Consider the following 18,562-nt stretch of genomic DNA (forward strand, 5'->3'; position numbering starts at 1 on the left):
CTAACAATATCTTTACTTTTAGGCTCTGTTAAAAAATCAACACTGTCCTATAACATAGCCTACTTAATATAGGAGCGAATTGATGTGACAGATATAGATATACCAGTAAATCTTGTATTAATCATGTTTATATTGCTTTTCTTATCTGCATTTTTCTCATCAGCTGAAACAGCGTATTCCAGTGTCAATAAGTTACGTTTAAAAAGCTACGCAGAAGAGGACAGAAAAGGTGGTAAAAAAGCTTATTTTATTACCGAAAACTTTGATCATGCCCTTTCCACAATATTAATAGGAAATAACTTAGTAAACATTGCTGCAGCTACTATTTCCGCACAAATTGCTACTGTTCTCTTTGAAAACGGTGGGCTAGTTATTAGTACTGTTGTAATGACAATCTTGGTACTTGTTTTTGGAGAAGTTTTACCGAAATCCATTGCGAAAGAGAATGCAGAGCAATTCTCTTTACGAATTTCCTCCATTTTGCTTTTGCTGATGCGAATTTTAAAGCCATTAACATGGTTACTAGTCCGGCTGAAAGAAGCAGTCTCCCGTTTTGTAACGAAGGCAGAAGCAAGTCCGTCTGTTACAGAAGAAGAGTTAAAGGAAATGTTTTCCATCAGTCAAGAAGAGGGAGTCATTGAAGATCACGAGAAAGTTCTTTTGCATAATACATTGGAATTTAACGATATAAAAGTGGTAGAAATATTAACACCACGAACAGAAGTGATTGCTATTAATGTAGATAGCTCTATTGAAGAAATAACCACAACACTTTTAAGCGAAAGATATTCAAGACTCCCAGTGTTCGAGGGAACGGTCGATAATATTATCGGGGTTCTATCTGAGCGAGACTTTCTATCACAACTTGTAAAAGGCAAAGATATAAAGGTACGTGAGTTAATCAGGAAACCAATATTCGTTATTGAAACATTAGGAATTTCTACGTTACTTCCTATGTTACAAAAGAACAGGGTCCACATGGCAATTGTTATTGATGAGTTCGGTGGTACGTCGGGTATCGTAACATTGGAAGATATATTAGAAGAACTCGTCGGTGAGATTTGGGATGAGCATGATGAAAAAATTAAAGAAGTTACGAAAATTGGAGCCAATGAATTCGAATTTTTTGGAGACTTCCCTCTAGATAACTTCGCTAGGGTAGTTAATGTAGAATTACCTGATAGCACGAACCATACCCTTGGCGGTTGGATAGTAGAAGCATTTCAGCATGTTCCCGTAGTAGACGAGGAGATTACATATGAACACGTAAGGATTATCGTAACGGAAGCTCAAGAAAGAAGAATTATGAAGGTAAAGGTTGTTTTGAATGAGGAAAATCGATGAGTGTATAAGTTAATTGAAATGTGATTATTTTTTCCGTTTATCTACCCTGAAAATACGTGTATCAGCACTATATTGTATTACTATCTTTGTTTGTAATTATTCCTTTCGCTCCAGTGCACACCTTTCCTGTGGGGAGTTGGCGAGCCACCCTCACGATTACGTCGCTAAGGTGGCTCGCCTCTACTCATATTCTGTCTTTACTTTTTTTCATTAAGTTCATCAAGAAGCTCAAACAGTTCTTCTAAATGTTTAATCTCATATGTTGGTACTACTGTTTCGTCCCTAACTTTATCATGTCGATTAATCCAAACGGATGGAATTCCCACTCGTGATGCTCCAAGAATATCGGTCATCAGATTGTCTCCAACCATAATAACTTCCTCTTTGTTGTATCCATTTTCCCCAAGTGATAGTGCATGTTCAAACATCGTAGGATCCGGCTTTCCTTTGCCAAAAGCACCAGAGATAAGAATATGATCGAAGTATGGAACTAACTCTGGGGTGATTGTTAATTTTGTATTTTGTAAGTCAGGTGAACCATTTGTTAACAACAGTAGTTCATAGTTTTCTTTTAGCTTATCTAACACTTGAAATGTTTCTTCATATACAAAAGGATTCTTCTTACGTTCTAATGGAAAACGTTCACCAAGCTCTTCCCCAAAAGTAGGGTCATCTATTCCAAACGCTAGCAGACCTTTTGTCCATGCTTCCTTCCGATATGTCGGAACAATTTCCTTCATCTTTCGGAAATTATCTTCATCATCCAAAAAGTTACCCCATAAGCCTTCAAATGGATTTATTCCAATAAGCTTAGTAAATTCATACGTTTCATAAGATGCATACAATTCAGCCGCAGCTTTCCTTACAGCCACTTCTAATTCATCTACATCTACGCCATATTTTTCTTGGGCTACCAGACAAGTTGCTCGAAAAGCTTCTTTTACACTTTTTTGATCCCATAACAATGTATCATCTAAATCAAAAAATACTGCTTTTATCATCAAAAAAACACACCTTCCTCATAAATCGAAAACTATTTTCAGAAAAATTTTACACTTTACCCTATTACAGTACTATCATTTCTTAAGCAAGTAAATAGAAAATATAGTAATGTACTACTGAATTGTATTTAGCTAGCAGACTCTTTGTTTTCCTCTATTTCATTTAGCAATATTTCATCTGTATAATACCCTTCAAAATTTTTCCATAAACCATGGGCAGGTGATGCATTGATATTTTCTCTCTTACTTAAAAATTCACTATTATCTTCCAAACCAAATACGTGATCTCCTTGTTTCACCAAATAATTCCTCATTGGCGTCATGAGAGTTAACTCATTCTTTACTTCATGGAAAAGATCCTTTGCAGTCTCTCTAGTTTCTTTGTTTCGGTAGATAAAACGTAACATATGGAAATATGAAGGCAATGTTAATTCTGAATTTCTTATTTTTTTTCGGCGACTATCATTTGCTAGAAGGAAATGAGTATACTCAGCTACAATTGGTGGAAGATACTGTATTCTACCAGTCAGATATTCTGTAACAAAGCTATCCACAATACCAACAGTAAATAGTTGATCATTCTCATCCTTTAATCTATTAGAAAGCTCGTCTAACAGCAGTTCTTGCAAGTATGTATTCCCATTACGCACTCTTTCTGAATCAGATGCGAATATAGCGTATTGGTATAGTGTCATTGCCATAAAAAATCGATCATTCTTTGAAAGCTTATATGCTGGAAAGTCTCCAAAGGCAATTTCTGTTTTCATAAAGCTTGTTCCAATAGTGAATAGCGAAAAGACCGTTAGTAATAGTACAAAAATAAACAGTCCAGATTGTATATACATGTTAGACAAACTTACCATAAAAGCAATAGAAATAATGGATAATAAGATCCAAGAGATTGCTGTCGTTAGCGGACCAGCCAAAATTGCTTTTGCATACGCTTTTTGAAGCCTTAAAAAATGAGCCTCATCCTTTACAGATTCTAGGTCAGGTACAGCGATCCCCCCAATAGACGCTACATTGCTACTGTTAATTTTCCATTTCCATTTTCCTTGTTCTTTTATAAATACAAACATCAATACAATAACTGCTCTAACATTTATTCCATTTCTCTTAAAGCTGACTGCATGTCCTAGCTCATGTATCCCAATAACGAAAACATAAGTAAAAATAGAAATGAAAATGATCCCATAAAAAGGGAGTGCTGTATATTGAGGTGGAATTGATATTTCATTATATCCAATGACAATAGAGAATCCAATTATTGCTCCAATAAGCATGCTTATTACAGTACTAAGATGTTTTTTCATTATCTTCTTTGACATTTTCAATTCTCCTTTTTCAAACATTTACTATCTCTGTACTCTTCTTGTATAACCTTTAGTAGTTCATGCGGTGTATACACCATATAATCAGGTTTCTCTTTCTTTACTGTTTGATATGTGTCATATCCCCAACCAACCCATATCATTTTCACACCTGATTTTTTACAAGCAATAACGTCTCTTTGTTCATCACCTACATAAATTACCTCGGATTCATGTAAACTATTTTTCTTCAAAAATCGTTTAATCAATTTATCCTTACAAAAAATCTTACTGGAACATAAAACATTGGAGATTTTTACATCATGTTTCTTTAAAAAATAAGTAATATTCTCTTCTGCATTTGAAGATATTATCGCAGTCTTAACCCCATTCCTTTCTATCTCATCTAAAATATTCTTAATTCCTTGGAATAGCGATATGTTTTGAATTGATTCACGATATAACTGATACATATGAGGTACAACAAAAGGGATTTTATAAATTGGAAATTGCATATATTTTATGCGTTCTTTCATAGACATTTTCTTTAACAACTCTATATCACGTGTCTTAATCATTCTATACTTGCGCTTTTCTGCTAAGGTATTCCACGAAGATATGAATACATCTTTAGAATCTACAAGAGTACCATCAAAATCAAAGATTACATATTTGATCATTCATCTATCTCCCTTTCATTCTTCTATTCCCCTATTAATCTTCGTATCTATTTCGACGGAAAGTTATATATTTGCCTTGAAATGTTAATAAATAATAAATACCGGTAAAAAATTCTAAAAACAAAATACGTTTTTATCTTAACATACTCATATTTATTACACACTTTCTACACTCTTCTTAAATTACAGTAAAGTCCACAGCCACTCTCTTCTATACTCCTATTTTGAAATTCAGAGAAGAAATTAAGAAATTTTGTATAATTTTAGAGATTTACGTCAACCTTTATCTAAAATAGGCAAGAAATCTCCTTCTTCAAGCGTGAGAAGGGCATAGCCCAAAGGTAAGTGGGAGATGAATTGCCGTCGGACATGGGAATAGCTTTTCTCATCTCCGTTGCCAGGATTTGGAATGTTCGTTATGCCAAAAGTGGAGAAGTAGTTGGTCGGATCATAAATGCAATGATTCCACGAAACCCTTCTGGTAAATACTTCATTTCCTTTTTAACGGAAACAGAAATACACCAATACGAAAAGACAAATACCGCAATTGGTATCGATGTGGGGGTAAAGATTTTGCCACATTATCAGACGGTACGAGCTTTCAAAACCCAAAGTTTTTCCTTACATTAGAGGAGAAATTCAAGTACTACAAAAGAAACATACACTAAAGGGTTGAAAAATAATTACTTACTGTTATCATAGAAAATGTCGTTTTAAAAAGGGAGAAAAATTGCCCGGTATTTTAAAAATGAGGTGTAAACAGCATGTCTAAACTAGGAAGAAATGAACCTTGCCCTTGTGGTAGTGGACAAAAATACAAAAAATGTTGTATAAAAAAACAAGTTCAACCAGCTACTTTGGATTCATCTGCTCAACAACAGCTTCAACAGTTCTTACCGAAACTGTTGGACTTTAGTAAAACATTTGATCGTGAACTGCAGCCATTATATGATCGTTATACTGCTACATATAGAAATTTGCATGAATCAGATGCTAGAGCTTTCTCACAAATATTGTTCCATTGGCTTATCTTTAATGCAAACATTTTTGAAGATGATCGAACGGTAGTTCAACGTTTTATCGAACAAGAACGCTCTCATTATGCCGACAATGTTATAGAAATAATTGAACGTTGGGGGCAAGTAGCACCTACCTTATACCTAGTAGAAAAACAAGGTGAGACTGCCTCACTAAAAGATTGCTTCAATAATTTCATTGTCGTTCCTGAACAAACAGATGCACTGAACAAGCTCGATGCAGGTGATTTCTTATTTGGATATGTATACCCTACTGCAACTGGAGTCGTTTTAGGTACGGATTCGTTATTAATTCCTGAAAAATACGTATCTCTATGTTTACATGAATATGGAGAGCTTTATCGTAATTATAAAGAGGGAGAAGAAACAGAGCAATCTTTTGTTACAAGAAACTTCCCTACCATCATAGGCATACTAGTGTATATATTAGAGCAAAAGGATAATACCATTCATAAGACCAATAAGAGTGCGAAGAATGTGTATGAGGTATTTTATAAGAATTCTTCATTAGAAGATTATCCATCCAATACAATTCTCACTGCTAAGAATAATTGGTTAACCTATTATGAAAAAACAGAGCCTAAAATTCAAAAACCAGAGGTATTTGCAGCAGTATTAGAATATTGGGTTTCCAAACAAGAAAATCAATGGACGAACATATCACAAAAAAGTTTAGGGGAAAAGTACGGTGTATCACCTGCAACAATTTCCTCTCGCTATAAGGAACTAGAAGGTGAGTTTAACACATCAAGAAAGGTATAATAAATAGAGGATACTATGATTTTCTAACATAGATCCTCTATTTTATTTTCTTTCTAAAGGAGATTAAATAATGTCCATGTTTGCTAATCGAAAAGCTGTTATTGCCACAATGCATAAAAAAGAAAAAGTTATCGCCCCGCTACTAGAAAAAGACTTAGGCTTACAGATTGTTGTGCCTACTAATTTTAATTCAGATAAATATGGAACTTTTACTACTGAAATAGAGAGGGCTGGTGATCAGCTTCAAGCAGCGAGAAAAAAAGCAGAAAATGCAATGGAGTTGACTGGTGTAACAATCGGAATTGCTAGTGAAGGTTCCTTTGGTCCTCATCCTTATTTTCCAGGTATAGCGATTAATCGAGAGCTACTATTATTTATCGATAAAGAAGAAGACATAGAAATCATAGGCTATGTAGCAAATACAGAAACTAATTTTTCCCAAAAAGAAGTTTCATCTTTTGAGGAAGCTTATGAGTTTGCGAAATCTGTTGGATTCCCAAAACACGGACTAATTGCTAAAAAAAATGCTCAATCAACAAACACAAAAGAAATCTTTAAAGGAATTGTAAGTGTAGAGGAATTAAAAACTGCTTTTGAGGAATTAACTGCTAGAAAAATTAGTATTTTTTCAAAGAAACATAGCCATGTATGGATGGAAACCGATATGCGAGCAATGTATAATCCAATGCGAATGAAAAATATAGAATTAGCTACATTAGATTTAGTCAATAAAATTCACTCACAGTGCCCAAAATGTTCTTTTCCAGGTTACGAAGTGGTAGAACGATTAAATGGTTTAAAGTGTAAAGCTTGCGGGTTTCCTACGGATCTTATTCGATGTCATGTGTATCGTTGTAAAAAATGTAACCATCAAGAAAAGGAAATGTTCCCAAATGGAGAAGAATATGCAGACCCATCGAAATGTTATATTTGTAATCCATAATGTAGTTTTAAAAAAGTGCCTTTAGTTTTAAGGCACTTTTATTTTAAATAAATCTTCGGAACGCCTTTACTACAATGCCATCGTTTGCTGGTTCAAAATCGTATTTTGGAATTCGTTCAAAACCCATGCGTTCATATAAATGCATAGCACTTTTCATAAAGTCTGCAGTATGAAGGCCAATTGCTTTGTATCCTTTTGCACTCGAGCGCCGAATACATTCTTCTACTAATGCAGTAGCTACTCCCTTTCCACGTGCATTCCCACTTACAGAAAGCATACGAATTTCTGGATATTCTAACTCATCCACATACCCTTCATATGCATCACTGTTTGGTGGGAATACTGCGACACTCCCAACGATTTCCCCATTTATTTCCGCAATAATGAGGTCTACATCAGGATGAACATCTCCTTCCGATGTAATTGCATTTTTTAAAGCCTCCCAATGATCTAATGGTATGGAATCTTTGTGGTCGCTGTATGCTTTTACTCTCATGTCACGAATAATTGGAAGTTCCTCTTTTTTTGCATTTCGTAGTTGCATTTTATTTACTCCTAACCAGAAACTTCTCTTTTGAATTACTTAATTTCTCCCGATGATGTGGTGTACGAAATACAGATACATCTGGGCCCTTAGGAAGAATCTTTTCCTCTGTGTTATCAGGGTTTATGGTAATGGATAAATGATAATGTTGTTTTATTGCATGAAAGTCCGTCGTATCTCCAAAACCTGGTGTTTCGTATAAGTCTCGTAAATATCCCCAAAGGTTTGGCATTTCTCGAATGAGATTTCGATTTGTGTTAAATCCATTATAATATGCAACATCAAAACGAATCATTGTTGCATATAAACGAACATCAGAATCTGTTATATAATCGCCAAACAAAAATCTTTTTGAAGATAAACGTTGTTCTAGGTCATCTAGTCTTGAAAACAAAGTATCATACGCCTCTTCATAAGACTCTTGTGATTGAGCAAAACCACATTTATATACACCGTTATTTACATCATGAAAAATGATATCGTTTAAAGAATCAATTTCCTCCTGTAAATTAATTGGATATAAGTCTGGTGCATTTTCTTTATGGAATGGGAACCAGACTGTCTCAAAATAATTAGTTAGCTTAAAATAATCGTTGTTTACAGCCTTCTTTTCTTTCATATCCACAATAACTGGAACTGTCGGTCGCCCCGAATACTCAGGGTCTGATTTCAAGTATATTTCACTTATATATTGAATCCCTAATAGTGGATCCACATTGTCTTTATCTAAAGAAAACTCCCAATCTACTCTGCCAATCTTCGGACGAAGAGGACTTGCTGTACCTAGACTAATTACTTTTTCTAAGCCAAGCACCTTTCTAACGATGACAGATCGATGTGCCCAAGGACAAGCTGGTGACCATAATAAGCGGTAACGTCCAGCTTCAACAGGTAGTTCATCTTTTTTTTCACCAAATGGTGTAGTAAATCTATTAGTCTGCCGTTTAAAGGAACCGTCTACCGAAATTTCCTCTGGTTTCTTTCTTAATTCTTTATCCGTTTCATATTCACTCCCATTAAAAGAACAGCTTACGGGTTGTTCTTTATGAACCATAATGAGTCCATCTCCTCTCTCTACACTTTCGATTATCTGAATATTAGTACTTTTCACCAGTCTAAGTCAAGACAAATCACTTACAATATAAAAGTGATTAAACTTATTGAAAGTAACTATAAATAAGTACTTAACGTATCCCAATTACATGATAGAAGTGATAAAATAATATATGAATTGTATTTAACAGGAGGAGGAGAAAAAATGAGTAAAAGTGAAAATTTCATTCCTTATTTTTTGTCTCATCGAAACGTTACTATCGCATTAGCAGAAAAAGTAGAGAAAGCAAACTATGATTTTAAGCCAACAGAAACATCCATGTCAGCTGAAAAACTTGTTCTACATATGGTAACTAGCTTTTATCAATTCACAGCTGCAGCTACAAAACAGCAACCGAAACAATTACATGAGGAAGGTTCTCCGTTTGAATTAGGGGAAGTAACGAAGCTTTATACAGATGAGACACTGGTACTTCTAAAAAACATGGTTGATGAGGATTTTAAAGAAATTATTGACTTAACTGCCTTTCTTGGTACAAAACTTCCTGCAGAGCAAGTGCTACGTATTGCATTAGACCATGAGATTAACCATAAAGGTAATTTATTCGTTTACGTACGTATGATGGGTCATACGGATTTACCAATGTTTGTTCAAAAATAAGAAGACATGGCTTCTGGAGCTAGACATAGATTATGGAACAAATATCACCATTATCCTTTAATATAACCAAAACAAAAAAAGAAACGGGTGTCATTGCTTCCTTTGACATCCTTTTCTTCTTATTACTTATGCCACCCTTTTTCCTTAAATCTGGTAATTGCTTCTATACGATTACTTACTTCTAATTTATCAAGGATGGTAGATATATAGTTTCTCACCGTACCGTTTGTTAATGTAAGATGCTCCGCTATGTCTTTTGTGCTCTTTCCCTCGGCCATTAACGTAAGTACATCGCTCTCTCGTTCCGTTAAGGGGTTTTCGGCACTATAAAAATTATCAACTAACTCTGGAGCATAAATACGGCGACCTTCCATAACTTTCCGAATTGCACTAGCAAGTTCTTCGCTTGGGCTATCTTTTAGCATATATCCGTTAACCCCAGCTTTAACTGCACGTTGAAAGTATCCAGAACGAGCAAATGTAGTAAGAATAATAACTTTACAGTCGAATCCCTTTAATTCTTCTGCAGCATCCAGACCTGTTTTCCCTGGCATTTCAATATCCATTATGCAAATATCCGGTTGATGTTGCTTCACCAAAGAAACTGCATCTTCTCCATTACTTGCACTCCCAACAACCATCATATCATCTTCTAGATCAAGTAAAGCAGCAAGTGCTCCTAAGAGCATTTTCTGATCTTCAGCTATCACTATTCGAATCATCCGTCTACCTCCTTTTCGGGCAGTTTAAAACTACTAGGTACTTCTATTATCACGATTGTTCCTTCGTGAGATATGATCTCTAGATTTCCATTTACAAACTCTAGGCGCTCTCGCATTCCTTGTAAACCACTGCCACGTTGCCTGCTAGATGTATTCTTTATCCCTACACCGTTATCCTCTACTTTTACAGTCAGTACTGTTTCTCTAGGCTCGACCGTGATACTACAGGAGGATGCATTACTATGCTTCACCACGTTTGTAACAGCCTCTTTTAAACACATACTAACAACATTTTCCGCAATTAATGATGTGTTTAGTAATTCAATATTACCTGTTAAATGAAATTGAATTTGTGCAGCTTCTAACAGTTGTCTAACATGTACTATTTCATCTACTAGTCTTGTTCCTCGCATCTCCATAACCATTTCTCGTACTTCCATTAACGCAATTCTTGCTGTTTTTTGAACATCCTTAATTTCTGCTCGAGCTTTTTCAGGATCATTTGTAATTAATCGACTTGCAAGATCACTTTTTAAACCGATTAAAGAAAGCTTTTGACCAAGGGTATCATGTAAATCCCTTGATATTCTTTGTCTTTCCTCCAGTTTTACAAGCTCTGATATTCGTTTATTTGCATCCTCCAATTGCCCCTGAAGCTTTTCTTCTTTGTTTTTGTTATACGTACTTACAGGAAGAAGAATTACTGCTAATATACTTAGGAAAACAAATGGTAGTTGTATTAGAAATAGGCTGTGAGCGATAAAACCATAATAGCTGGTTGCAAACGTACTAATAAGTAAAATCGTATAAAATGTAATGAAAGGGCCTCGTTTTTTTACATTTCCAATAAAGAATGCAAGAAATAGAAAGAAATAAATATATCCAAATAGTAGACTCATTGCTGTAGCTATAGCTATTTGAACGCTGGCTCCTATGTAAACGAGCCATCCTTTTGAAGTAAAGGACAGCACGTAGCAAATAAAATAAGCTAGAATCATGATAACCCCTATTACTACTTGGGGTGTTGTTGAGTCTTGTAAAATAAAATAGAAGGGGAGAATGTAGAAGACTATCCATACAAATGGGCTTAGTCCTGTACTTGTTCGAAATCTTTGATACCAATTCTTCACGTTCTCCCTCTTTTCCTTTACAATGTCTAAAAGTCTACCCTGAAAATACGCGTATCAGACTAATATGGAATACTAACTTTGTTGGCTTTTATTCCATTCGCTACTGCCCACTCCCTTTCCTGTGGGGAGCTGCCGAGCCACCTTCGCGACTTCGTCTGCTACGGTGTCTCGCCTCTGCTCTGCTTCCCACTGGAGTTCCGTGGGCATTCGCTCATTCCATATACAGTTGTTGATACTAAAGCAACTAATAACGTATTTTCATTCTCCATGGTGCTAATTTTCACTTGCATGGAATCTGTAACAAAAAATCTCATTTACTCTATTTTACCATATACTAGTTTGCTTTTTGTACAAGTTCTATTTTTTGATTGTTTTCTATTTTTGCCTGTTGTTTATATTTCTTTACCTCTTTAAAGCTAATAAACAACTTTTCTTTTTCGTCCCATAGACGGAAATTTAATGATTTAAAGCTTGTTGCTATTGTAATTGTCGTTGCTTTTTGTAATGGTGGTGTAGCATTATGAGCTTTTTCTAAATTATAATTTGGCACTCTTGGACTTAAGTGATGCACATGATGGAAACCAATATTTCCTGTAATCCATTGTAACACCTTTGGTAATTTATAGTATGAGCTACCATCTACTGCTGCTTTCACATAACTCCACTCGTCTTCATGCTCAAAATACGTTTCTTCAAATTGATGTTGAACATAAAAGAGCCAAATACCTAATAATCCAGAAATGAGTAAAATCGGAAGTTGAATCATAACAAATGCCTGCCATCCAATAACTAAACATAAAACAGTATATAATACAACAATAGATACGTTAGTTATATGCGTGTTCATTCGTTCTTTTCTCTTTGCCCCTTTAACATTAAAGCGATATTGGATTAGAAAAACTGCAATAGGTCCAATAACTAACATAACAAATGGATTACGATATACACGATAGGCAATTTTACGCCAAATAGATGAGTCAAGATATTCATCTACTGTTAGTAACCACATATCTCCCGTTCCACGTTTGTCTAAGTTACTACTTGTTGCATGATGAATAGAATGACTATTTTTCCACTGCTGATATGGAACAAGTGTCATAACCCCTGTAATTGTTCCTAATATATCATTTGCTTTTCTACTCTTGAAGAAGGATTGGTGACAACAATCGTGAAAAATGATAAATGTTCGTACTAAGAAACCTCCTGTAACAACTAAGATAGGAAGCGTAAGGAAATACGAAACGGAAAGACTTAAATAAGCGATATACCATAATAGTAATAATGGAACAATGGTATTCATGATTTGTTTTACACTTTTTTTGGTATCAGTCTCCTCAAAAGGAGCAACTTCTTTTTTCAATTTAGCTATATTGGATGTAGACATATTTTCCTCCTCCATATATCGCATTTTCGCTGCGATATAACAAGTGTTTTCTTAGTTTTTAGTATATAGATGATGACAATGTTATTTAAGTCATAAACGTCAGATATTATATATGACATATGTCATATTACGTTATTTTATTTTTTCAAATAAAAAAAAAAATGGAGCAACCAACGTTACTCCACCCCCCTATGTCACACTATTGAAATTCGATATATTCTTTAAAATAATCTACAGGTACAGCAAGTCCTACCCTAAGTCTTGAACCTTCATAATCTACTGTAGAGGTAGCGAAGACAACACCTACTACATTTCCATCTTCATTAATAACGGGACTCCCACTATTTCCTTTATATATTGGAGCGTCGATCATGAGCATAGGTACATCTCGAGCTGGTGTTAATCCTAAAATATTCCCTTTATTTGCAATGAAGTTAAAAAATAATGGATTGCCAATTACGTAGATAGGTAAGTCAGGCTCCCAGTCATCATCAAATTCAAGAACTGGATACACATTTTCTTTCGTGTCAATTTGTAAGATTGCAATATCAATTTCGGGATCACTTTCAATAATGTCAGCAGTATAGCTATCCCCTTCTTGAAAGGTCACTGTCGGTCTTAAACCACTATCAACGACATGGTGATTCGTAATAATATGTCCCTCTTCTGAAATATAAAACCCTGTACCTTTACTATTGCCTGATCTAACAACAACCACTGATTCTTTATATAGTTGAACATCTTCATTTTGTGATAGTTCTCGAGATATCGCTAAAAATTCAATAGATGCAAAATTAAACAATCTTGGCCAAAGTGCCAACACATTACTTAACATAGCGATAATGATTACTGAAGCAATCGTTACCTTAAGCCACTTTTTATTTGTTGGTGGATCAGGTTCAATATCATCATCAGGAGGATTAAAGAATTCTTCCCTTGTATAATATTTTTCTCCATCGAAATAAAGCTCTTCTTGCTTCTCTTTTTGATCTATTTTATTATTGTCATTTTGCTGATCACTCATGGAACAACGTCCTCCTACTTACCCGCTTCGAAACTAAGTGTAACACGTTTTCAATAATAAATGCTCTACTACTGTATTAATTCTATTATCACCTTGGTTATCCTCTATCTTCCTATCTCAATCGAAATAAATTGTTATATATACTTTATAAAGATCATATTTTTTATCAAAGAAAACTAAGGAAAAGGTGGAAATACTTATGGGGATGGTAGAAGAACTCTATGCCAAAAGATTAATATTTGATGATTTTTTTAAAGAAGTTCATATTGTATTAGAGTCCAAAAATTTCTATGATTATCCTACCACTAAATATGACAAGTATTTCTTTACTGTCACCTGTGAAATTGATTTTTTTGAGGAAGAAATTCAAGGAAAAGTAACTCATTATTCAGGAGAGATTCATAAAACAATTGTTCGTTTATTTCACCCAGATATTCCTCCACAGCTTGTTGAACAGAAAGAAACTATCCCTCTTTTTAAAGTAGATGTTATGGAGTATTTATTTGATGATAATTGGCATGTTGAGTTTCGTGATTTTTTGTTAGATTCTTTATACAAAGAAGTGAGAACAATAATGGTAAAGAACATAAATGGGGAGTGGGTTGACTATCCAATTGGAATAAGAAAGTTGGAAATTTTATATAAAAATAATTAATACTATTGCCTCTGTGAAAATTCGTGTTCTCGATTAGCGATTAACTTATATGGTATTACTAATTTAGTTGATAATTTCCCTTTCGCTTCTGTCCACTCCTTTCCGAGGGAGTTACCGCCCCACCTTAACAACATCGTCAACGTCACTGAAAAAGTTAGAGTATACTTTTTCAGTGACTTGCCATCTTTTATTTCCCCTAATCAACAACTAAACCACTATGCCATCCTCCATCGAAATGTCCTTCTTTCCATATAAGATCCCCCTCAGCATTGAAACCCTCTACTTTTATAGAATCCATAGAAAGTGACACACTATCTTCTTCTTTATTAAATATTGCTATCCACAAGCGTAGGTTGTCTTTCACTTTTACTATTCTTGCAGACTGCTTTAATTCTCCTTGTGTTACAGTAACGGTTTCAATGTCATTATTTGTTACAGTCCCCGCAAATTCATTGAGATCATAACCGAAAGCAACATTCATACCTGATGGAGGTGTAAGTTCAGTTAAATGAAATTGAATTCCATATCTATCTCCTCTTGTAAACACTAGTAAATTATAAAGTGTTGGTGAGTTTTCAGACTTATCTTCAAAAAAAATGACATATTCATGTTCTAGTGTTTGTGAGAAAATAACGTTCGTATCATCATGTAAATACTCACTAAGGAGACTTATATCTATGATTCGCTTGCTTATATTAAAAATATCTTGTAATAAAAGTTCTTCCTCAATACTCTGGGCATCTCTGTATTTCAGGTTAAGGTTCTCTAAGTTTAAGGTGTTTAGCTCAGACTCTAACTCTAAAATATACTCTTTAAGATTTGATATTTCCTTTTCTAATACCCTCATTTCTTGTATTCTTCCCTCGACATCTTCGTTTTTCCTATCCACTTTTTCAGATGGTTCTTTAAAGAGAAAACTTATAGTAATAACAATTATTCCAATAAGACCTAAGCTAACATATGATTTATTCATTATTATTTCTCTCCTATTCTGTTTACTCATATGTAGTTCATTAGAAATAATAAGATCTTCCATACTTTCATAGCTATCCGAAACAAAAAAAGTAACCTCTCCTCTTTTCGCGGAAACGATTACTCTTATAAAAAATATGTTCTATAACATGTCTATATTCTTAAGAAAATTCACAATTTATGAAAACATAGCTTAAATGATAACCTCAAAGATTTATACCATATACTGCATTCATAACAATAAAGATGATGATACACAAAATAATGAAACCTTTTCGTAGAGAGTTTTGCTTCCCATTTCCTTTAGGTGTGTCCTCTTCAGTCACTAACTCTTCCTCGCTTTTTATAGGTAGAATTAATTCCTTGGCCTGATAATATTGTTCTTTATCAACAAGCAAGTCAATCCCAAAGCTTGTGTCTCCCATGTAAACCATTAAGTAGTCACCAGCCTCACGGTAGCTTTTTACAGTGGAAATTCCGTTTGAATCTAATAACCCTTTTAGCATATTTGCTTCAATTTCACTTGTAGCAGTAGTAAGATATGTTGTTTCCACAAATTCGTATCTTTTCACTTCTGTATCTTCGGGAGGAATTCCACCTTCTAAATCGACTTCACAATCCTTACATGTCTGGACTTTATCAACGTATTCCGTATAACAATTCGGACACCAAGCCATTTTCATTCCTCCTTATCAGATAACACTTCCTTTTATATAGAGTAATCATACAGAAATCATCTATGCACTTTCAAGGCTTTCCTGAAATACCTCTACATTCTACCGCTACCTAGCTGCACTATTATTATTGCGTTTCGTGATCATGTTAACTCCCATGACTATGGCAATTGCCTCTTCATTACTAATCTTATCAGAGTTGTTTACTAACTGGTAGACAGGGGATTCGAAAAAGCCACTTAATCTTCGGAACTCAACAACTTTTTCATCAGCTTCATTTGTTACTTCATATTCCTTTGAAAAAGCTTCCGAGTGAATTTTATACACACCGCGCCCTCTTGCTTCATATTCATACCGCTTTGTAAAAAAGGAAATTCGTTGTCTTAGTTTTCCCAATTCGTTATCGTTCCCATCGGTAATTACCCAACCAAACGTCAGTAATGGAAAATGCCCTTTCACTATGACATTATTTCCTTTATCCAAAACTTCAACCCGGGAAGTAAAAGCGCTCTTTAAATCAAGAGAACCTACCCTCTCTTTGTCTCCATTGTAAATCTCTGTCATTCCAGAAGAAAAAAAGTTGTCTCGAAAATATATTTTTGATTGAGCCATTATACAACACCCCTTTATGAAATATTATTATTAGTTACGAAAACCTGTATTAAATGTTTCATAAATAGGTATTGAGAAGTTAAGTTAGTTGTGAAATCCCCATACTTTTATTTCACAGGTATTGTAATTATTTGATTGTATTCTTTTTCATAATGAACACCACCGATGTACAATGTATTGACCTTTTGATCAGTGGGAAAAACCATCGTCCTAACTCTTAAAGATGTACCATCCTCTAATTCTGTATAAGTATGGTTTTTGGTTGTTTGAAGCGGTGTCTTTTCTTCTCCATCTCCTACAAATACATCATGGAGTAAGAAGGTGTCTTCCGATGCGATCGTTATTTCAACTTGCTCTGGACCAAAATCAACATCCTTTATCCATAGCTCTTCCCCACGTAAATATACGATCTCACTCTCCAATGGAAGGATATTAACTTCCTTATCGACCTGCTTATATCCTACAAATGTGTTCACGTATAATTCCAACGATGTAAACTCATCTGGCAACCCTTCAAAGTTGATTGCGAACTTAGTATTACCAGTAATTCCGGACCTTGAACCGCTAGCTGTTTGTGGAACCTCTTTCCCATCAACCAATAACTTAACCCCACTTAATCCAAGGTTTATCCGACTATAATTATCTACATCCATACTTCCGGTGATTGTTGTGGACATAGGAGATGCGGTAATGGAATCAAATTTTATTTTCCCTTTATCTACTTTCACCGTTCCCCTGACATTTTGTTTTATTACAGATTCAATTGCTGCACTAGGATTGTATGGAAAAGATACACTTCCATATACCTCCTCTCCAGTGGATAAAGTTTCTCTATAGTGTAATGTTAAATTTTTCGCAAAGGGGTTGGGAGGATCTAAAGAAGCAATACCTTTAAATTCAGTTCCTTCCTCATTAAACATTCCTGTTGCCCAAGTTACATAATTATCCGTCATCCATCCAGTCACTTCAGTTGGAAAAAAGGCATGATATTTCTCTTCTAGTTCACCTGAAGAATCTACAAGCGTGTAATATACAATCATTTGGTTAGCATCACTAATAATTCCATCTACCGTTAATTCTGTGGTTTTGTCTACTTTAATCGTCTTATCTACCACTTGCCCCATTCCTAATTCATTCATAGCCTTCAAGGATCCAGTCGTAATATCATCAAATCCAGTAAGTATTTTTCCGTAATAAGCAAAGGTATTATAATTCATACCAACAACCATAACAATTAGAAAAACAGCGGCAGCTAATGACATCCACTTGAAAGGAGCTCTCCTTCTTTTGTTATCTAATGCACCTCTTAGTCTAGTCTCTAACTCCATTGGCGCTTTCAGTTTTTCAATATGCTGTTTTTCTTGGTTCAGCTCATCCTCAATATTCTTCATTCTCTTCTCCTCCCATCAGAAGTTTTAACTTCTTCAAGCCTTGGAACACTCTCGATTTAACAGTTCCCATAGAAACATTTGTTATATGTGATATGGATTTGTAATCCATATCACATAAGTACTTTAAACGTATTGCTTCTGCTTGATCTTCATTTAACAAAGAAAGCATTTGTTGGATATCCAGCTGTTGATCTCTCTGTGTATATACATTTCCCGAGCTTTTCTCCTGTATTGTTATATCTTCAACATACATCCATTTTTTTCGCTTCCGTAATAAATTCTTACAGCTATTCACAAGTATTGTCTTACTCCATGAATAAAAGGCATCTTCTTTCTTTAAAGAATGTATCTTTTCATATAATACTAAGATCATATCTTCCATTGCATCCAGGGCATCATGTTTGTTCCCCATATATGTGTAGGAAAGACGATAATACTCATCCTGCTTATTCATAATTAACGTTAGAAGTGCATCTTTATTTCCTCTTTTTGCTTTTCTAACTAACTTCGTTTGGTCCATACCTTCACCTCTCTTCTCCATGACCACGGAAAAACAAACTTGCTATATCATTTCAATAACTTAACTTCTCTTATATGAGTCTGTATACAATAAAAAAGTTCATTATAATTAATAAATATTTTTACATGATAAAAAACCAATAC

General features: G+C 34.6%; 20 protein-coding genes and 1 pseudogene. 6 read left to right on the forward strand and 15 right to left on the reverse strand.

Features of this window, described 5'->3' with window-relative positions:
- Positions 1 to 123 precede the first annotated feature (123 nt).
- A complete protein-coding gene (locus ACERII_RS07280) occupies positions 124 to 1,344 on the forward strand; it encodes a hemolysin family protein (RefSeq protein WP_373641423.1) in 1,221 nt (406 codons plus the stop codon).
- A gap of 197 nt (positions 1,345 to 1,541) precedes the next feature.
- Here the strand turns inward: ACERII_RS07280 and ACERII_RS07285 are convergent, their stop codons facing one another.
- The 3 genes from ACERII_RS07285 to ACERII_RS07295 form a co-directional block, all read right to left on the reverse strand.
- Complete coding sequence (locus ACERII_RS07285; protein WP_373641180.1) at positions 1,542 to 2,345, reverse strand: HAD family hydrolase; 804 nt, start codon at positions 2,343 to 2,345, stop codon at positions 1,542 to 1,544.
- A gap of 128 nt (positions 2,346 to 2,473) precedes the next feature.
- Positions 2,474 to 3,673 carry a site-2 protease family protein gene (locus tag ACERII_RS07290; protein ID WP_373641181.1) on the reverse strand — a complete coding sequence of 400 codons (1,200 nt, stop codon included), beginning with the start codon at positions 3,671 to 3,673 and terminating at the stop codon, positions 2,474 to 2,476.
- 2 nt (positions 3,674 to 3,675) lie between these two features.
- Complete coding sequence (locus tag ACERII_RS07295; RefSeq protein WP_373641183.1) at positions 3,676 to 4,335, reverse strand: HAD-IA family hydrolase; 660 nt, start codon at positions 4,333 to 4,335, stop codon at positions 3,676 to 3,678.
- Between the two features lie 411 nt (positions 4,336 to 4,746).
- Here ACERII_RS07295 and ACERII_RS07300 point away from each other — a divergent pair.
- The 3 genes and pseudogenes from ACERII_RS07300 to ACERII_RS07310 all read left to right on the forward strand — a co-directional run.
- Positions 4,747 to 4,991, forward strand: a pseudogene (locus tag ACERII_RS07300) (IS200/IS605 family element RNA-guided endonuclease TnpB); the annotation flags it as partial.
- Positions 4,992 to 5,099: 108 nt separating this feature from the next.
- Positions 5,100 to 6,134, forward strand: a complete 1,035-nt coding sequence (locus ACERII_RS07305; protein ID WP_373641185.1) for a YecA family protein — start codon at positions 5,100 to 5,102, stop codon at positions 6,132 to 6,134.
- Between the two features lie 70 nt (positions 6,135 to 6,204).
- Positions 6,205 to 7,077 (forward strand): DUF6671 family protein, encoded by an 873-nt coding sequence (locus ACERII_RS07310; RefSeq protein ID WP_373641187.1) that lies wholly within the window; start codon positions 6,205 to 6,207, stop codon positions 7,075 to 7,077.
- Between the two features lie 43 nt (positions 7,078 to 7,120).
- On the opposite strand, the gene ACERII_RS07315 is transcribed toward ACERII_RS07310, so the two are convergent.
- Both ACERII_RS07315 and ACERII_RS07320 read right to left on the reverse strand, forming a co-directional pair.
- Positions 7,121 to 7,621, reverse strand: coding sequence for a GNAT family N-acetyltransferase (locus ACERII_RS07315; protein WP_373641189.1), 501 nt, complete (start codon positions 7,619 to 7,621; stop codon positions 7,121 to 7,123).
- Position 7,622: 1 nt separating this feature from the next.
- Entirely contained in the window at positions 7,623 to 8,675 is a 1,053-nt protein-coding gene (locus ACERII_RS07320; RefSeq protein WP_373641191.1) for a glutathione S-transferase family protein, read from the reverse strand.
- 204 nt (positions 8,676 to 8,879) lie between these two features.
- Here ACERII_RS07320 and ACERII_RS07325 point away from each other — a divergent pair, with 204 nt between their 5' ends.
- Positions 8,880 to 9,335 carry a DinB family protein gene (locus ACERII_RS07325; protein WP_373641193.1) on the forward strand — a complete coding sequence of 152 codons (456 nt, stop codon included), beginning with the start codon at positions 8,880 to 8,882 and terminating at the stop codon, positions 9,333 to 9,335.
- A 122-nt stretch (positions 9,336 to 9,457) separates the two neighbouring features.
- Here ACERII_RS07325 and ACERII_RS07330 read toward each other — a convergent pair whose 3' ends face one another.
- The 5 genes from ACERII_RS07330 to ACERII_RS07350 form a co-directional block, all read right to left on the reverse strand.
- The gene (locus ACERII_RS07330; protein WP_373641194.1) at positions 9,458 to 10,057 is read right to left on the reverse strand and encodes a response regulator; all 600 of its coding nucleotides are present in this window, start codon (positions 10,055 to 10,057) and stop codon (positions 9,458 to 9,460) included.
- A complete protein-coding gene (locus tag ACERII_RS07335) occupies positions 10,054 to 11,187 on the reverse strand; it encodes a histidine kinase (protein WP_373641196.1) in 1,134 nt (377 codons plus the stop codon). Before ACERII_RS07335 ends, ACERII_RS07330 begins: the two co-directional genes overlap by 4 nt.
- A gap of 72 nt (positions 11,188 to 11,259) precedes the next feature.
- A complete protein-coding gene (locus ACERII_RS07340) occupies positions 11,260 to 11,394 on the reverse strand; it encodes a hypothetical protein (RefSeq protein WP_373641197.1) in 135 nt (44 codons plus the stop codon).
- A gap of 127 nt (positions 11,395 to 11,521) precedes the next feature.
- Positions 11,522 to 12,571, reverse strand: coding sequence for a Delta(5) desaturase DesA (desA, locus tag ACERII_RS07345; protein WP_373641198.1), 1,050 nt, complete (start codon positions 12,569 to 12,571; stop codon positions 11,522 to 11,524).
- A gap of 199 nt (positions 12,572 to 12,770) precedes the next feature.
- The gene (locus ACERII_RS07350; protein ID WP_373641200.1) at positions 12,771 to 13,595 is read right to left on the reverse strand and encodes a S1 family peptidase; all 825 of its coding nucleotides are present in this window, start codon (positions 13,593 to 13,595) and stop codon (positions 12,771 to 12,773) included.
- 199 nt (positions 13,596 to 13,794) lie between these two features.
- Between ACERII_RS07350 and ACERII_RS07355 the strand changes: the two genes are divergently transcribed.
- Positions 13,795 to 14,250: a hypothetical protein gene (locus tag ACERII_RS07355; protein WP_373641202.1), complete on the forward strand. Its 456-nt coding sequence runs from the start codon at positions 13,795 to 13,797 to the stop codon at positions 14,248 to 14,250.
- Positions 14,251 to 14,446: 196 nt separating this feature from the next.
- On the opposite strand, the gene ACERII_RS07360 is transcribed toward ACERII_RS07355, so the two are convergent.
- The 5 genes from ACERII_RS07360 to ACERII_RS07380 form a co-directional block, all read right to left on the reverse strand.
- The gene (locus ACERII_RS07360) at positions 14,447 to 15,223 is read right to left on the reverse strand and encodes a hypothetical protein (RefSeq protein ID WP_373641203.1); all 777 of its coding nucleotides are present in this window, start codon (positions 15,221 to 15,223) and stop codon (positions 14,447 to 14,449) included.
- Positions 15,224 to 15,428: 205 nt separating this feature from the next.
- Positions 15,429 to 15,899: a putative signal transducing protein gene (locus ACERII_RS07365; protein WP_373641205.1), complete on the reverse strand. Its 471-nt coding sequence runs from the start codon at positions 15,897 to 15,899 to the stop codon at positions 15,429 to 15,431.
- A gap of 105 nt (positions 15,900 to 16,004) precedes the next feature.
- Positions 16,005 to 16,508: an LURP-one-related family protein gene (locus ACERII_RS07370; RefSeq protein ID WP_373641207.1), complete on the reverse strand. Its 504-nt coding sequence runs from the start codon at positions 16,506 to 16,508 to the stop codon at positions 16,005 to 16,007.
- A 107-nt stretch (positions 16,509 to 16,615) separates the two neighbouring features.
- On the reverse strand, positions 16,616 to 17,899 hold the full coding sequence (locus ACERII_RS07375; protein ID WP_373641209.1) for a DUF4179 domain-containing protein: 1,284 nt from the start codon (positions 17,897 to 17,899) through the stop codon (positions 16,616 to 16,618).
- Positions 17,886 to 18,419: an RNA polymerase sigma factor gene (locus ACERII_RS07380; protein WP_373641210.1), complete on the reverse strand. Its 534-nt coding sequence runs from the start codon at positions 18,417 to 18,419 to the stop codon at positions 17,886 to 17,888. The genes ACERII_RS07375 and ACERII_RS07380 overlap by 14 nt, the downstream gene beginning before the upstream one ends.
- Between the last annotated feature and the right edge of the window lie 143 nt (positions 18,420 to 18,562).

Origin of the sequence: Evansella sp. AB-rgal1 (assembly GCF_041820985.1) — a bacterium.
GTDB lineage: Bacteria > Bacillota > Bacilli > Bacillales > Salisediminibacteriaceae > Evansella.

Excerpts from the sequence above, each read along its gene's own strand:
- ACERII_RS07330 (WP_373641194.1), bottom strand. The coding sequence starts at position 10,057 with ATGATTCGAATAGTGATAGCTGAAGATCAGAAAATGCTCTTAGGAGCA.
- ACERII_RS07360 (WP_373641203.1), bottom strand. The coding sequence starts at position 15,223 with ATGAATAAATCATATGTTAGCTTAGGTCTTATTGGAATAATTGTTATT.
- ACERII_RS07290 (WP_373641181.1), bottom strand. The coding sequence starts at position 3,673 with ATGTCAAAGAAGATAATGAAAAAACATCTTAGTACTGTAATAAGCATG.
- ACERII_RS07355 (WP_373641202.1), top strand. The coding sequence starts at position 13,795 with ATGGGGATGGTAGAAGAACTCTATGCCAAAAGATTAATATTTGATGAT.
- ACERII_RS07370 (WP_373641207.1), bottom strand. The coding sequence starts at position 16,508 with ATGGCTCAATCAAAAATATATTTTCGAGACAACTTTTTTTCTTCTGGA.
- ACERII_RS07310 (WP_373641187.1), top strand. The coding sequence starts at position 6,205 with ATGTCCATGTTTGCTAATCGAAAAGCTGTTATTGCCACAATGCATAAA.
- ACERII_RS07305 (WP_373641185.1), top strand. The coding sequence starts at position 5,100 with ATGTCTAAACTAGGAAGAAATGAACCTTGCCCTTGTGGTAGTGGACAA.
- ACERII_RS07285 (WP_373641180.1), bottom strand. The coding sequence starts at position 2,345 with ATGATAAAAGCAGTATTTTTTGATTTAGATGATACATTGTTATGGGAT.
- ACERII_RS07375 (WP_373641209.1), bottom strand. The coding sequence starts at position 17,899 with ATGAAGAATATTGAGGATGAGCTGAACCAAGAAAAACAGCATATTGAA.
- ACERII_RS07315 (WP_373641189.1), bottom strand. The coding sequence starts at position 7,621 with ATGCAACTACGAAATGCAAAAAAAGAGGAACTTCCAATTATTCGTGAC.
- ACERII_RS07365 (WP_373641205.1), bottom strand. The coding sequence starts at position 15,899 with ATGGCTTGGTGTCCGAATTGTTATACGGAATACGTTGATAAAGTCCAG.
- ACERII_RS07295 (WP_373641183.1), bottom strand. The coding sequence starts at position 4,335 with ATGATCAAATATGTAATCTTTGATTTTGATGGTACTCTTGTAGATTCT.
- desA (WP_373641198.1), bottom strand. The coding sequence starts at position 12,571 with ATGTCTACATCCAATATAGCTAAATTGAAAAAAGAAGTTGCTCCTTTT.
- ACERII_RS07325 (WP_373641193.1), top strand. The coding sequence starts at position 8,880 with ATGAGTAAAAGTGAAAATTTCATTCCTTATTTTTTGTCTCATCGAAAC.
- ACERII_RS07380 (WP_373641210.1), bottom strand. The coding sequence starts at position 18,419 with ATGGACCAAACGAAGTTAGTTAGAAAAGCAAAAAGAGGAAATAAAGAT.
- ACERII_RS07340 (WP_373641197.1), bottom strand. The coding sequence starts at position 11,394 with ATGCCCACGGAACTCCAGTGGGAAGCAGAGCAGAGGCGAGACACCGTA.
- ACERII_RS07280 (WP_373641423.1), top strand. The coding sequence starts at position 124 with ATGTTTATATTGCTTTTCTTATCTGCATTTTTCTCATCAGCTGAAACA.
- ACERII_RS07350 (WP_373641200.1), bottom strand. The coding sequence starts at position 13,595 with ATGAGTGATCAGCAAAATGACAATAATAAAATAGATCAAAAAGAGAAG.
- ACERII_RS07320 (WP_373641191.1), bottom strand. The coding sequence starts at position 8,675 with ATGGTTCATAAAGAACAACCCGTAAGCTGTTCTTTTAATGGGAGTGAA.